Genomic DNA, 12,554 nt, shown 5'->3' with positions numbered 1-12,554 from the left:
TCAGGAGACGCCTTTGTCTTTGGCTGAACTTCCGCAAGTATTGATCGATCCGACGGCCGGGCCAGTGTTGTCTCTGGTAGAGGGCGCGGACGTTCTGTCGCGCCTGCTGAGGGACATTCGCGTCTCAAAATGTCTGCAGTATTGCTTCGAGCCCTACGGCGACTGGGTAGTCGATGCGTCGCCTGCCCCGTTTCGCCCGCCTGGCTCAGTCAGCATGCATATCGTGGCAGAAGGCAATCTTTGGCTGGAAATGGAAGGGCAGCTAGTCGATATTGGCAGTGGCGACGTGCTGGTTTTTCCACGAGGTAAGCCACACTTCTTTGGCTCTGGGATAGACGGACGTCTCCTTAGTCCCGGAGACGATGTACCAACACCGCCTTGGGAGCGGATACCCACCGTCAAGTATGAGGCCCCGGGCCCGCGCGCGCGAATACTGTGCGGCTTCATTGAGGCCAGAGTACTGGATTTCCAGCCTCTGCTGGCAGGACTACCCCATGTGATGATGGCACGGACTTCCATAGACAGCAGGGACTGGCTGGCGCCAGCGGTGCAGAGGCTGATTCGAGAAGTGGATCAACCCTCGCCGGGAGGCATGACGATTGTCTCGCGACTGAGTGAGGTTGTATTCATAGAGATGCTGCGCCGGCAAATGTTGGCAGCGCGTGAGCATGGAGGCTGGCTAGCTGCGCTGGGTAACCCGGTGGTCTTCAAGGCTTTAAAGGTCTTGCATGGCAGACCAGAGATGGCGTGGACACAGCAGGCTCTGGCCGAAGCCACTGGCGTTTCCAAGACCGTGCTGTGCCAGCACTTCCAGCAGATCCTGAACATGGCTCCGATGCGCTATTTGCGCGACTGGAAGCTGTACCAGGCTTCTATGGATCTCACGCAGACCAGGGATCCGATCATCAAGATCGCCGAGCGCGCTGGGTATGGTACCGAAGCCGCGTTCTGCCGTGCGTTCGCGCGGCGCCATGGAGTGCCGCCAGCGCGCTGGCGGCGAAACTATCAGCAGCAAGACTTTGGGTGTGGGACGCAGACGAGGACAATGCCTTGAGCGAGTTCCAAGTCGAAATAAAAAAGCGCCCGCTTGTTAGCGGGCGCTCAGGAGGTAAACCTCATGAAATATGGCGGAGTGGACGGGGCTCGAACCCGCGACCCCCGGCGTGACAGGCCGGTATTCTAACCAACTGAACTACCACTCCGCGTGGTGGCTACTTTGCGATTCTTGCGAACCAAAGTGCAGCCAAACTTGGCGACCCTACGGGGATTCGAACCCCGGTACTCACCGTGAAAGGGTGATGTCCTAGGCCTCTAGACGATAGGGTCAAAACCTTGAACTAACTAACCTAAACCAACAAAAAAGGATTAGCAGTTTCGCTAACCCTTTTTTCCAACACTGGCGGAGTGGACGGGGCTCGAACCCGCGACCCCCGGCGTGACAGGCCGGTATTCTAACCAACTGAACTACCACTCCGCGTGGCAGCTACTTTGCAACTCTTGCGAGTTCAAGTGTAGCCAAACTTGGCGACCCTACGGGGATTCGAACCCCGGTACTCACCGTGAAAGGGTGATGTCCTAGGCCTCTAGACGATAGGGTCAAAACCTTGGAACTAACCATCTCGACACTTTAATGGTGGAGGTAAGCGGGATCGAACCGCTGACCTCTTGCATGCCATGCAAGCGCTCTCCCAGCTGAGCTATACCCCCATTTATTTGAGTTGCCTCGTTGAGGTGTCGAGCCTTGAAGTATACGATGAAATTTAGACTTTCCGCAACTTCTCCAAAATTTTTTCAGAATTTTGTAGTTCAAGTACTGCATCAAGGGATGGCGTCTGCGGCGTACCCATGACGAGAACGCGAACAGGCATGGCCAATTGAGGCATTTTCAAACCATGCGCTGACAGGGTTTGCTTGATGGCCGCTGCGATGGAAGCTTTGTCCCACGTGGATTGAGCTTGCTCCAGGTGCCCGGCCAACGTGGCCAGCGCGGGCTTGATGGCCTCGGTAATATGCGTTGCCAGGTCTTCGGGACTGGGCTGCACATCTGTGTAGAACCCCTGCGCCCAGTCTGCCAGGACGATGAGGGTTTCACAACGGTCCTTGAACAGGCCGCAAATGGCCGGTAGGCGCTCGTCTGGTGTGATGCCTCGCTTCTGCAACTGAGCGGCCACCAGGGGTGCCAGGGCTGCATCGTCCATGGCCTTGAGGTGCTGAGCATTGACCCAGCGCAGCTTGGCCTCGTCGAACTGGGCTGCACTTCTGCCCAGGTGATCAAGGTTGAACCACTCCAGGAACTGCTGGCGGCTGAATATTTCGTCGTCTCCGTGGCTCCAGCCCAGGCGTGCGAGGTAGTTGACCATGGCGTCTGGCAGAAAGCCTTCGTCGCGATACTGCGTGACAGGCTTGGCGCCATTGCGCTTGCTCATTTTCTCGCCCTGCTCGTTCAGCACGGTGGGTAGGTGCGCGTAAACGGGAGGCTCATGATCGAGCGCACGGAAGATGTTGATCTGCCGCGGCGTGTTGTTGACGTGGTCGTCTCCACGGATCACATGCGTGATATGCATGTCGATGTCGTCAACGACTACGCAGAAGTTGTAGGTGGGTGTGCCGTCTGGCCGGGCAATGACGAGGTCGTCAAGCTCGGCGTTGGCGATCTCAATACGGCCTTTGACTTTGTCGTCCCACGCGACTACGCCTTCCAGCGGGTTGCGAAAGCGCAGGACGGGCTTTACGCCCTCTGGTACCGGCGGCAACGTTTTTCCGGGCTCAGGGCGCCAGGTGCCGTCGTAACGGGGCTTTTGCTTGGCGGCCATCTGCTTCTCGCGCAGGGCGTCGAGCTCAGCAACGCTCATGTAGCATGGGTAGACGTGGCCTGCGGCTTGCAGCTGGGCGAGCACTTCCTTGTAGCGCTCCATGCGCTGCATTTGGTAGAACGGGCCTTCGTCATGGTCGAGCCCCAGCCAGGCCATGCCTTCCAGGATAACGTCTACCGCAGCCTGGGTGGAACGCTCCAGGTCGGTGTCTTCGATACGCAGAATGAAGTCGCCGCCTTGGGAGCGCGCAAAGGCCCATGGGTAGAGCGCTGAGCGGATGTTGCCCAGATGAATGAAGCCCGTAGGGGAAGGCGCAAAACGGGTGCGCACGCGCTGGGCGCCGGTGGAAACTGGTTTCTCGGACATATTTTTCTAATAAGGAATCAGCGGCTTCAGGCCACGCTGGCACAGGTATCGAGCCCACGGGCAAGGTCAGCCTGGATGTCTGGCACATGCTCAAGGCCGACAGCAAGCCGGATCAGACCTTGCACAACACCTGCCGCCTGTCGCTGCTCTTCTGACAAACGGCCATGCGAGGTGCTGGCCGGGTGGCTGATGAGGGTTTTTACATCACCCAGGTTGGTGGCAATGCTGCAGATGCGGGCGCTGTCTATGACGTGGAAAGCACGCGCCCTCGCCTGCTCGGGCGAATTGCCACGCACAGAGAAGGCGATGATGGCCCCACCAATACCAGACTGCTGCGCCATGGCCAACTCATGCTGCGGGTGCGAAGGCAGACCGGGGTAGAAAACGCGGTCGATCGCGGGGTGCTGCTCCAGCCATTTGGCAAGCTGAAGGGCATTGGCACTTTGCGCCTTGACACGAAGCGACAGAGTTTCCAGCCCCTTGGTGACCACCCAGGCGTTGAACGGCGAAAGCACCATTCCGGCCGAACGAATCAGGGGAGCAAAAATCTGGTCGACGTATTTTGAAGACCCGCAAATGGCGCCTGCCATGACGCGGCCCTGGCCATCGAGAAACTTGGTGCCGGAGTGAATTACCAGATCGGCTCCCAGCTGCAGGGGGCGCTGCAAAATGGGCGTGGCAAAGCAATTGTCCACGGCCAGCAGTGCACCTGCGCTGTGCGCTATGGCAGCGAGAGCCGCAATGTCGCACACTTCCGTGAGCGGATTGGTAGGGGTCTCGGCAAACAGCAAGCGCGTGTTGGGCCTGACGGCAGCTTGCCACGCGGCTGCGTTGGTCTGCGACACAAAGGTGGTCTCCACACCGAACTTTGCAAAATCGGTGCCGAACATCTTCATGGTGGAGCCAAACATGGACTGCGAGCAGATGACGTGGTCTCCGCTCTTGAGCAAGCCCAGGCCGAGCAGCAAAATAGCCGACATGCCACTGGCCGTGGCAATGGCGCTTTCGGCGCCTTCCAGGGCAGCCAGCCGGCGCTCAAACGCCGTCACGGTAGGGTTTCCGGTGCGCGTGTAGGTGTAGCCTTCACTCGGGTTGGCAAAGCGGTGGGCCGACGTTTCTGAATCCGGCTGAACGAAGCAACTGCTGAGGTACAGGGCCTCTGAATGCTCTCCGTACTGGCTGCGCGGCACGGTTACACGTACCGCCAGGGTGTCAGGATGAAGGCCTTCAGGAAGGTCTGGAGACGGTCGGGAATCGGAATTCATCGGACGGCCCCGTTTCAAGCTTCAGTGGCGTTGGGAAGTGCAAGGCGCGATGTATCTTCGTCACCTTCGTGGGAGGTGACACGCTGCTCGTTCATGCGAGCGATGTCGCCATCAGTGATGTCGCCAGTGACATATTGACCGTCAAAGCAGGATGCATCGAAGCCATGAATGGCAGGATTGAGCGAGCCAATAGCACGCTTCATGGCGTCTACGTCCTGGTAGATGAGTGCGTCTGCCCCAATGATCTGGCGCACTTCTTCAACGGTACGGCCGTGGGCAACAAGCTCCTCTTTGGTGGGCATGTCGATGCCATAGACGTTCGGGAAGCGCACCGGCGGAGCCGCACTGGCCATGTAGACCTTTCGCGCGCCGGCTTCGCGGGCCATTTGCACGATTTCCCTGGAGGTGGTGCCGCGTACGATGGAGTCGTCTACCAGCAGAACGTTGCGGCCTTCAAACTCGCTGGTGATTGCATTGAGCTTTTGCCGGACGGAGCGCGAGCGTACCGCCTGACCTGGCATGATGAAGGTTCGACCCACGTAGCGGTTCTTCACAAAGCCTTCACGATAGGGTCTGCCGATAAGGTGGGCAAGCTCGGTGGCGCTGGGGCGGCTAGATTCCGGAATGGGAATCACGACGTCGATCTCAGTGGGGGGAACGACGGAAATCACACGCTGGGCAAGCGTTTCGCCAAGACTCATGCGTGCCTGGTAGACCGAGATGCCGTCTAGCACCGAATCTGGGCGCGCGAGGTAAACATATTCGAAGATGCACGGCGACAGCTGCGAACGCTCGGCACATTGCTGCGCCTGGATTTTGCCGTCCAGTGAGACGAACACGGCTTCGCCGGGCGCAACGTCGCGCTCTAGCACATGACCAGTGCCTTCAAGGGTGACCGACTCGCTGGCCAGCATGACGGTGCCGTCCTTGCTGCGTCCAATGCACAGGGGGCGAATGCCGAAGGGATCCCGGAATGCAAGAAGACCATGACCTGCAATTTGCGCAATAACCGCGTAGGAGCCGCGCACGCGCCGGTGCACACCCGACACGGCGGCAAACACCTCGGCAGGACCCAGGTCTGCGCCGCGTGTGGCTTTTTCCAGCTCGTGAGCCAGCACGTTGAGCAGCACTTCGGAGTCGCTCTCGGTGTTGATGTGCCGGTGATCTGTGTTGAAGAGCTCAGCCTTCAGGGCGTGGGCGTTGGTCAGGTTGCCGTTATGCACGAGCACGATACCGAACGGAGCATTCACGTAAAACGGTTGCGCCTCTTCCTCGCTGGCGGCGTTGCCAGCTGTGGGGTAGCGAACCTGGCCGAGCCCGAGATTGCCAGGCAGGGCCCGCATGTTGCGTGTGCGAAAGACGTCGCGCACCATGCCTTTGGCCTTGTGCATGAAGAACTTTCGCTCATGTTGCGTAACGATGCCAGCGGCATCTTGCCCTCGGTGCTGCAGGAGCAGCAGGGCGTCGTAAATGAGTTGGTTGACGGGTGCGTTGCTGACAACGCCGACAATGCCGCACATGATGAGTGCCGTCCTAGAATGATGGATCGAAGCGCCGATTGTCAGGCCGAAGCGGCATGAGTATCGGTGAGGTTCTTGAAAAGTGGCGTTGAATCGGGGGCTATTTGAACCCGATCAACCCGGCGGGTTTGCTTGCTGTTTAGGAGCCTGTCGGACTTGGAAATCGCCGGCTGCAAATGGGCCGCAGCGGTCCATTTTTCACAGTCTTCTTGACCCATAGCTGGGCTATGGGCCTGCGAATCCTGCAAAAACTGTCCTCGCTGGGTTCCATTTTCGCTTTCGGCGCTCCAAGTCCGACAGGCTCCTAGCTTATTCTTGCTGTTTACGGTGCACGTCCCATGGGCTTTTCGGAAGCCGTGGCGCCTTGAAATCAGCGACTGGGTGGGTGTCATGTAGGGATATATTTTCCAACAGGCTCGGGCAACAAGGGGTGAATCTCGCTAAGTGCCATGGTGAGCCAACGGGCGCTGGGAGATTCAAGCCACCAGGGGGCTTCGCGCGCGGAAGTCATGGCCACAACGGCAGCCGCCACCAGCAGGAGCACCAAGCCCCTTGCCAAGCCGAATACAGCACCCAGAACCCTGTCCACGGGCCGCATGCCTAACGAGGCAGCCCCGCGGCGCACTGCCCAGGCGATCATTCCCCCCAGGAAGGCTGCGCCGATAAATACGAGCGCGAAGCCGGCTATGTAGCGAATTTCATCAGATGAGGAGCCCATGGGGAGCCATTGCCCCACAACGGGGGCTGCCCAGCGGGCAGCCAGGAAGGCGAATACCCAGCTGCCTAGTGCCAGCACTTCGTAAAGAAAGCCACGCCATGCGCCCCACAAGAGGGACGCCGACACTATGGTTATGGAAATCCAGTCGAAGGCGGTCACTGCGAAAGGTTCATGCTAGAGCGCCAGGACCGCTCCGGGTAGGCCTGATTTTTTTAGGGCGGCCGCCGCTTTTTCGGCGTCTTCGCGGGTTGCAAAGGGGCCTACGCGAACACGAATGCGTTTGCCTTGGGCAGTGCTGATTTCTTGGGTGTAGGTCTTGACACCGGCACGGTCGGCCTTGGCTCTTGCCTCGCGTGCTGAATTGACGTCTGCGAAGGCACCAACTTGCACGATGAAGCGTCCAGCGTCGGCGGCTGCCGGAGGCTTGGCCTCGGGCTTGGCAGCGTTTGCCTCCAGGGTGCGACCTTCGAGCAACGCACGGGCACGGGCAGCTTCCTCGGTGCGGGACCGCGTTTCCTCTGGCTTGCGCTCAGGAGCTGACTCGGGCTTTGCAGCAGGCCTTTCGGTCGGCTTCTCAGCCACCTTTTCTACAGGCTTTTCGATTGGCCTGGGCGCGGGCTTTTCAATTGGTTTTTCAATGGGTTTCTCAACTGATCGCTCAGCAGCCTTTTCAACCGCTTTATCCGGAGCGTGATCTGCCACCTTCTCTGAAGGTTTTTCAGATAATTTATCTGGGCGCGAGAGGGGTGGGGGCGCCTCGGATACGACAGGTGCCTCACGGTGCGGTGCGCCTTGCGCGACCACTTCCTCGCCTTCGCCGAGACTGGCAGCTGAAGATACTTTGCCTGCGTGCGTTATCGCGGCAGGTTGCTCCAGAGGAGGTACTCGCTCGCGGTCCGGGATAGTGATGGGCACATCCATGGATACGGGCCGCGGCTGTGTGTCGAACAGCAGGGGAAAGATGATGACGGCTACGCCAACCAGGACCGCAGCGCCGATAAGGCGGTAGCGCGCCCGGCGCCGCAGGGTTTCGATGGTTTCCGTTGGGGCAGAGGCGTTTTTTGCCGATCTGCGGCCTGTGGTCGGAATTGACTCAGTGGGCTGCCCTCGCAGCCGAAACTTGAAAAACGCCATGAGTTGCCGAGTCAGTCGCCAGATAGACGAGGTACGCCGTGCTGTAGCACGCCGCCCACCGTGAAGAACGATCCAAAGACGACGATTCTATCAGCGGGGTCTGCCGCTTCCACCGCGGCCTGCAAAGCGCCTTGCGGATCGTCGTGGAGGCTGGATGCTGCATCCTGGCGCCGGGTGATGGCTTGCCAGGCTGTTTGCAGAGCGGCACCGGGCGCAGCGCGTGAGGTCGGGAGATCGGTGAAATACCAACGATCAATGATGGGGTCCATGCGCGAGAGTATGAGCGCCAGGTCTTTATCGGCCATAGCACCAAAGACGGCATGGGTAGTGGGATAGAACCCCATGGCGTCCAGGTTGAGAGCGAGCGCCGCGACGGCGTGAGGGTTGTGGGCTACGTCCAGCACCAGCGATGGCTTGCCGGGAACCACCTGAAAACGCCCCGGTAGTTCAACCAACGCAAGCCCGGTGCGCACAGCCTGAGCCGTGACGGGTAGACGCGAGCGCATGGCTTCGAGTGCAGCGAGCACGCCAGAGGCGTTGATAAGCTGGTTCGCGCCGCGCAGAGCCGGGTAGGCCAGACCGGCATAACGCCTGCCCCGCCCTGCCCAGGCCCATTGCTGGGGGTCGCCGTTGTAGTTGAAGTCACGCCCTAACATCCACAGATCGGCACCCACTTCTGTGGCATGGTCGATGACGCTCTGCGGGGGAACCGGGTCGCTCACGATAACAGGGCGGCCCGTGCGCATAATGCCCGCTTTCTCGACGCCGATTATTTCGCGGGTGTCACCGAGCAGCTCGGCGTGATCGATGTCGATGCTGGTGATGATGGCGCAATCGGTGTCGATGATGTTGACGGCGTCAAGGCGCCCGCCCAATCCGACTTCAAGGACAACCGCGTCGAGTCCCGCGATGGACAGCGCATGAAGTATGGCGAGAGTGGTGAACTCAAAGTAGGTCAGGGTGATGTCGCCCCGCGCCTGCTCAACCTGCTCGAATGAAGCCAGCAGGGCTTCGGCCTTGACTGGTTCGCCGTGAATTCGACAGCGCTCTTCGAAATGCACCAGATGCGGTGAAGTGAATACGCCGGTGCGCCAGCCTGCGCGCAGCAGAATGGATTCGAGCATGGCGCAGGTGGAGCCTTTGCCGTTGGTTCCGGCCACGGTGAATACGGGGCAGGAGAAAGCAAGTTCCATCTTTCTGGCTACGGCGCTTACGCGAGTGAGGCCCATGTCGATGGTGGTGGAGTGCAGGCGCTCGGCGTGTAGGAGCCAGTCTTCTAGAGTTTTCATATGGGGGGATTTTCTCTTAGACGGTGGTTATGCGGACATGGCATCATCGCCATCATGACAATCAATTTGACGCTTTACGGTATTCCCAACTGTGACACCGTTAAAAAGGCACGAGTCTGGCTGACTGAGCATGATGTCGCCTACGAGTTTCACGATTTCAAGAAAAACGGGGTACCGCCCGCACAGCTTCAGCGCTGGGTAAACGCTGTGGGTTGGGAAAAAGTGCTCAATCGACAGGGCACTACCTGGCGCAGGCTGGATCCCGCCGCACAAGCCGCCGTGAAGGATGATGCGAGCGCCATCGCATTGCTGGTGGAGCATCCGAGCGCCATCAAACGCCCAGTGGTCGAATGGAGCGATGCGGCAGACGATGTAACTGTGGGATTCAAAGCCGACGAATGGCACACCAGACTCATTGCTCACCAACGCTAGTGTCCCAAGTAGCATGAACTTGCCGACCTGGACCATCGCCGGCCATTCCTGGCTCAACTGGTTGGGCTGGGTCTGGACGGTTTCCAGCATCGTGCTGACGACCTGGGTCGTGATGCAGCGGCGCTCACCGGTCTCGACACTGGCTTGGATCATGGTGCTGAACTTGATGCCGGTGATCGGCCTGGCGGTGTACGCGTATTTTGGACCTCAGCGGGTCAAGCGGCAGCGAATGAGGCGTTGGCATCAGCAGGCGGCCCTGATGTCACAGGGGGACTTGCGAACCTTGCGAGAGGGTCGCGCAGAGCCGCCCTTGTGGGCCGTGCAACACGCGGCGCTGATTGAGCAAAGCTGCGGCCTTCAACTGGCGAGTTGCCATGAGGTGCACCTGCTGCAGAGCGGTGGCGCCACGCTGCATGCGCTGCTTGGCGAGATTGAATCCGCAAAGCAACACATACACCTGGAGTATTACATCTTCGAGCCTGACACGACCGGTCAAGCCGTGTTGCGGGCCCTGACCGACAAGGCGCGGAAAGGCGTGCGCGTTCGGCTGCTGGTGGATGCCGTTGGCTCGCCAGTGCTTTGCTCACGAAGAGGCCACCGATTCCTCAACGACTACCTGGCCTCGGGCGGGCAATTCGAGATATTTCACCCCAGGCGGCTGGACCGCCTGCGCCCGCTGGTGAACCTGCGAACTCACCGCAAGATCGTCGTGATTGACGGCAGAGTGGGTTTGCTGGGCGGTATCAACATTACCGACGACGAAAACGAACACGTGCGGCCACACGACGCCTACCGCGACACGCATCTGCTGCTGCGAGGTGGAGCTGTACGCTGGCTGCAATACCTGTTCTTGCAAGACTGGGGTTATGCAGGGGGCGGTCAAATTCATGATGCAAACATGGTGCCACTGGAGCATCCAGGCAAGGTGCCCGTGCAGATTGTGGCGTCTGGGCCCGACAGCGATAGCGAGGCTATCCACCGGGCAATGGTGGACGCCATAAACATGGCGCGCGAGCGCATCTGGCTGGCCACGCCTTATTTTGTACCGACTGAAGCCGCTTTGATGGCGCTGACCAACGCGGCGCTGCGGGGGGTGTCGGTCAAACTCATGGTGCCGGAAAAAGTGATTCGCGCGTAGTGACTGCCGCTGCCCGCTCCTACTTTGAGGAGTTGCATCACGCAGGCGTACTGGTGTTCGAGTACCGCGGCCGTATGTTTCACGCCAAGACCTTGCTGGTGGACAACCATTACGGCATGGTGGGTTCGGCCAACTTTGACAACCGCAGCTTCCGACTCAATTTTGAGGTGGCGGCGGCGGTGTTCAGCGCTGAATTCAACGGGCAGTTGGCAGCCATGTTCGAAAAGGATCTGTCCCATTGCAAACGAGTGATAGCCGACCACAAGCCCCCTCCTCCGCAGCGCCTTTTTGAGGCCGTGGCGCGTCTGGCTTCGCCTTTGCTCTAGATTGGGCGAGCCCCCAGCTTCTAAGATTCGCTCAACGCTTAACTATTTGGAGACCCTCATGGACATGAAAGCCAGCCCCCTCGCCCTGCTCAGGGATCCCAGCCTGCTGAAAACGGACAGTTTTGTCAACGGCAAATGGCTCAAAGGGAAAAAGCGCTTCGACGTGAACGATCCTGCTACCGGCGGCCTGCTGGCGGATGTGGCTGACTTGGAGCCGAAGGACGTGAAGAGCGCTATTGCAGCCGCCAACGCCGCTTGGCCAGCCTGGCGTGCGCTGACAGGAAAGCAGCGGCACGCGATCATGATGAAATGGTTCCAGCTCCTGATGGAAAACCAGGATGATCTTGGACGCATCATGACCGCCGAACAAGGCAAGCCGCTTGCAGAAGCCAAGGGCGAAGTGGCCTATGGGGCCAGCTTTGTGGAATGGTTCGCCGAAGAGGCCAAGCGGGTAGGCGGCGAAACACTGGCCACGTCTGACCCCACCAAACGCCTGTCTGTTTTGCGCCAGCCGATTGGTGTGTGCGCGGCCATTACGCCGTGGAATTTTCCGCTGGCCATGATTACGCGCAAAGTGGCACCTGCACTCGCGGCGGGGTGTCCGGTAGTGATCAAACCGGCCGAGTTGACGCCTCTTACAGCCCTGGCCGCAGCCGAGTTGGCACGGCGTGCCGGCATCCCGGCCGGCGTGCTGAACGTGATTACAGGAACGGACAGCGCCGCCTACGGAAAAGTGCTGTGCGAAAGCGACGTTGTGCGGCACCTGTCCTTCACCGGTTCCACGGAGGTCGGGCGCATTTTGATGGCCCAATGCGCCCCCACGGTGAAAAAGCTGGCGCTGGAACTAGGTGGTAACGCGCCATTCATTGTGTTCGACGATGCCGACCTGGACAGCGCCGTGGAAGGTGCCATCGCCAGCAAGTATCGCAACGCCGGCCAGACATGCGTATGCGCCAACCGGATCTACGCGCAAGACAGTGTGTACGACCAGTTTGTCAAGAAACTGGCTGCGAGGGTTTCCAAGATGAAAGTGGGCAATGGCTTCGACGAAGGGGTGACCATTGGCCCGCTGATCGAGGATGCCGCCGTGAAGAAAGTAGCCAAACACGTGGCCGATGCGGTCAAGAAAGGTGGCAAGGTGCTCACGGGCGGCGAGAAACTGAAGGGCCAGTTTTATGCCCCCACCGTGATTGCCAACGCCAACTCCAAAATGCTGGTGGCTGGCGAAGAAACCTTCGGGCCACTGGCGCCGGTGTTTCGCTTCAAAACGGAACAAGAGGCGATCGACGCTGCCAACGCCACAATTTTCGGACTGGCCAGCTATTTTTATGCGCGGGACATTGGGCGCATCACACGGGTTTCGGAAGCCCTAGAGTACGGCATTGTGGGTGTAAACACCGGAATCATTTCCGTGGAGCAAGCACCGTTCGGGGGCGTGAAACAGTCTGGCCTGGGCAGGGAAGGTTCGAGTCACGGCATAGACGAGTATCTGGAAATGAAGTACTTGTGCGTTGGGGTTTGACGACATAGGCGCGGTTTTCCGCCGACCGAGA

9 protein-coding genes, 5 tRNA genes and 1 pseudogene are annotated in these 12,554 nt (G+C 59.5%); 4 read left to right on the top strand and 11 right to left on the bottom strand.

Translation table 11 applies throughout. The features are described 5' to 3' along the window. The first annotated feature begins 13 nt into the window (after positions 1-13). Positions 14-1,054: an AraC family transcriptional regulator gene (locus AAAK34_RS08680; RefSeq protein WP_431777937.1), complete on the top strand. Its 1,041-nt coding sequence runs from the start codon at positions 14-16 to the stop codon at positions 1,052-1,054. A gap of 71 nt (positions 1,055-1,125) precedes the next feature. Here the strand turns inward: AAAK34_RS08680 and AAAK34_RS08675 are convergent. From AAAK34_RS08675 to folC, 11 genes are all read right to left on the bottom strand, one after another. Then, positions 1,126-1,202: transfer RNA gene (locus AAAK34_RS08675), tRNA-Asp, on the bottom strand. Between the two features lie 48 nt (positions 1,203-1,250). After that, positions 1,251-1,326: transfer RNA gene (locus AAAK34_RS08670), tRNA-Glu, on the bottom strand. Between the two features lie 71 nt (positions 1,327-1,397). Next, a tRNA-Asp gene (locus AAAK34_RS08665) sits at positions 1,398-1,474 on the bottom strand. A 48-nt stretch (positions 1,475-1,522) separates the two neighbouring features. After that, a tRNA-Glu gene (locus AAAK34_RS08660) sits at positions 1,523-1,598 on the bottom strand. A 33-nt stretch (positions 1,599-1,631) separates the two neighbouring features. Then, positions 1,632-1,707, bottom strand: a tRNA-Ala gene (locus AAAK34_RS08655). A gap of 53 nt (positions 1,708-1,760) precedes the next feature. Then, positions 1,761-3,179: a glutamate--tRNA ligase gene (gene gltX, locus AAAK34_RS08650; protein WP_231695110.1), complete on the bottom strand. Its 1,419-nt coding sequence runs from the start codon at positions 3,177-3,179 to the stop codon at positions 1,761-1,763. A 26-nt stretch (positions 3,180-3,205) separates the two neighbouring features. Further along, positions 3,206-4,444 carry an O-succinylhomoserine sulfhydrylase gene (locus tag AAAK34_RS08645; RefSeq protein ID WP_231695111.1) on the bottom strand — a complete coding sequence of 413 codons (1,239 nt, stop codon included), beginning with the start codon at positions 4,442-4,444 and terminating at the stop codon, positions 3,206-3,208. A gap of 14 nt (positions 4,445-4,458) precedes the next feature. Continuing rightward, positions 4,459-5,964: an amidophosphoribosyltransferase gene (gene purF, locus AAAK34_RS08640; protein ID WP_231695112.1), complete on the bottom strand. Its 1,506-nt coding sequence runs from the start codon at positions 5,962-5,964 to the stop codon at positions 4,459-4,461. Between the two features lie 388 nt (positions 5,965-6,352). Further along, positions 6,353-6,841: a CvpA family protein gene (locus AAAK34_RS08635; RefSeq protein ID WP_231695113.1), complete on the bottom strand. Its 489-nt coding sequence runs from the start codon at positions 6,839-6,841 to the stop codon at positions 6,353-6,355. 15 nt (positions 6,842-6,856) lie between these two features. Next, positions 6,857-7,816 (bottom strand): SPOR domain-containing protein, encoded by a 960-nt coding sequence (locus AAAK34_RS08630; protein WP_231695114.1) that lies wholly within the window; start codon positions 7,814-7,816, stop codon positions 6,857-6,859. A gap of 11 nt (positions 7,817-7,827) precedes the next feature. After that, positions 7,828-9,105: a bifunctional tetrahydrofolate synthase/dihydrofolate synthase gene (gene folC, locus AAAK34_RS08625; RefSeq protein WP_231695115.1), complete on the bottom strand. Its 1,278-nt coding sequence runs from the start codon at positions 9,103-9,105 to the stop codon at positions 7,828-7,830. A gap of 54 nt (positions 9,106-9,159) precedes the next feature. Between folC and AAAK34_RS08620 the strand changes: the two genes are divergently transcribed. The 3 genes and pseudogenes from AAAK34_RS08620 (at position 9,160) to AAAK34_RS08610 (ending at position 12,523) form a co-directional block, all read left to right on the top strand. Then, positions 9,160-9,537, top strand: coding sequence for an ArsC family reductase (locus AAAK34_RS08620; RefSeq protein WP_231695116.1), 378 nt, complete (start codon positions 9,160-9,162; stop codon positions 9,535-9,537). Between the two features lie 13 nt (positions 9,538-9,550). Next, positions 9,551-11,001: pseudogene (gene cls, locus AAAK34_RS08615) on the top strand (cardiolipin synthase). A gap of 58 nt (positions 11,002-11,059) precedes the next feature. Then, entirely contained in the window at positions 11,060-12,523 is a 1,464-nt protein-coding gene (locus AAAK34_RS08610) for an NAD-dependent succinate-semialdehyde dehydrogenase (RefSeq protein WP_231695118.1), read from the top strand. Positions 12,524-12,554: the final 31 nt, after the last annotated feature.

Origin of the sequence: Ottowia caeni, assembly GCF_050821495.1 — a bacterium.
Taxonomy (GTDB): domain Bacteria; phylum Pseudomonadota; class Gammaproteobacteria; order Burkholderiales; family Burkholderiaceae_C; genus Ottowia; species Ottowia caeni.
This window is presented reverse-complemented; position numbering and strand designations above follow the sequence as displayed.

Excerpts from the sequence above, each read along its gene's own strand:
- AAAK34_RS08630 (WP_231695114.1), bottom strand. The coding sequence starts at position 7,816 with ATGGCGTTTTTCAAGTTTCGGCTGCGAGGGCAGCCCACTGAGTCAATT.
- AAAK34_RS08610 (WP_231695118.1), top strand. The coding sequence starts at position 11,060 with ATGGACATGAAAGCCAGCCCCCTCGCCCTGCTCAGGGATCCCAGCCTG.
- AAAK34_RS08645 (WP_231695111.1), bottom strand. The coding sequence starts at position 4,444 with ATGAATTCCGATTCCCGACCGTCTCCAGACCTTCCTGAAGGCCTTCAT.
- AAAK34_RS08620 (WP_231695116.1), top strand. The coding sequence starts at position 9,160 with ATGACAATCAATTTGACGCTTTACGGTATTCCCAACTGTGACACCGTT.
- gltX (WP_231695110.1), bottom strand. The coding sequence starts at position 3,179 with ATGTCCGAGAAACCAGTTTCCACCGGCGCCCAGCGCGTGCGCACCCGT.
- folC (WP_231695115.1), bottom strand. The coding sequence starts at position 9,105 with ATGAAAACTCTAGAAGACTGGCTCCTACACGCCGAGCGCCTGCACTCC.
- purF (WP_231695112.1), bottom strand. The coding sequence starts at position 5,964 with ATGTGCGGCATTGTCGGCGTTGTCAGCAACGCACCCGTCAACCAACTC.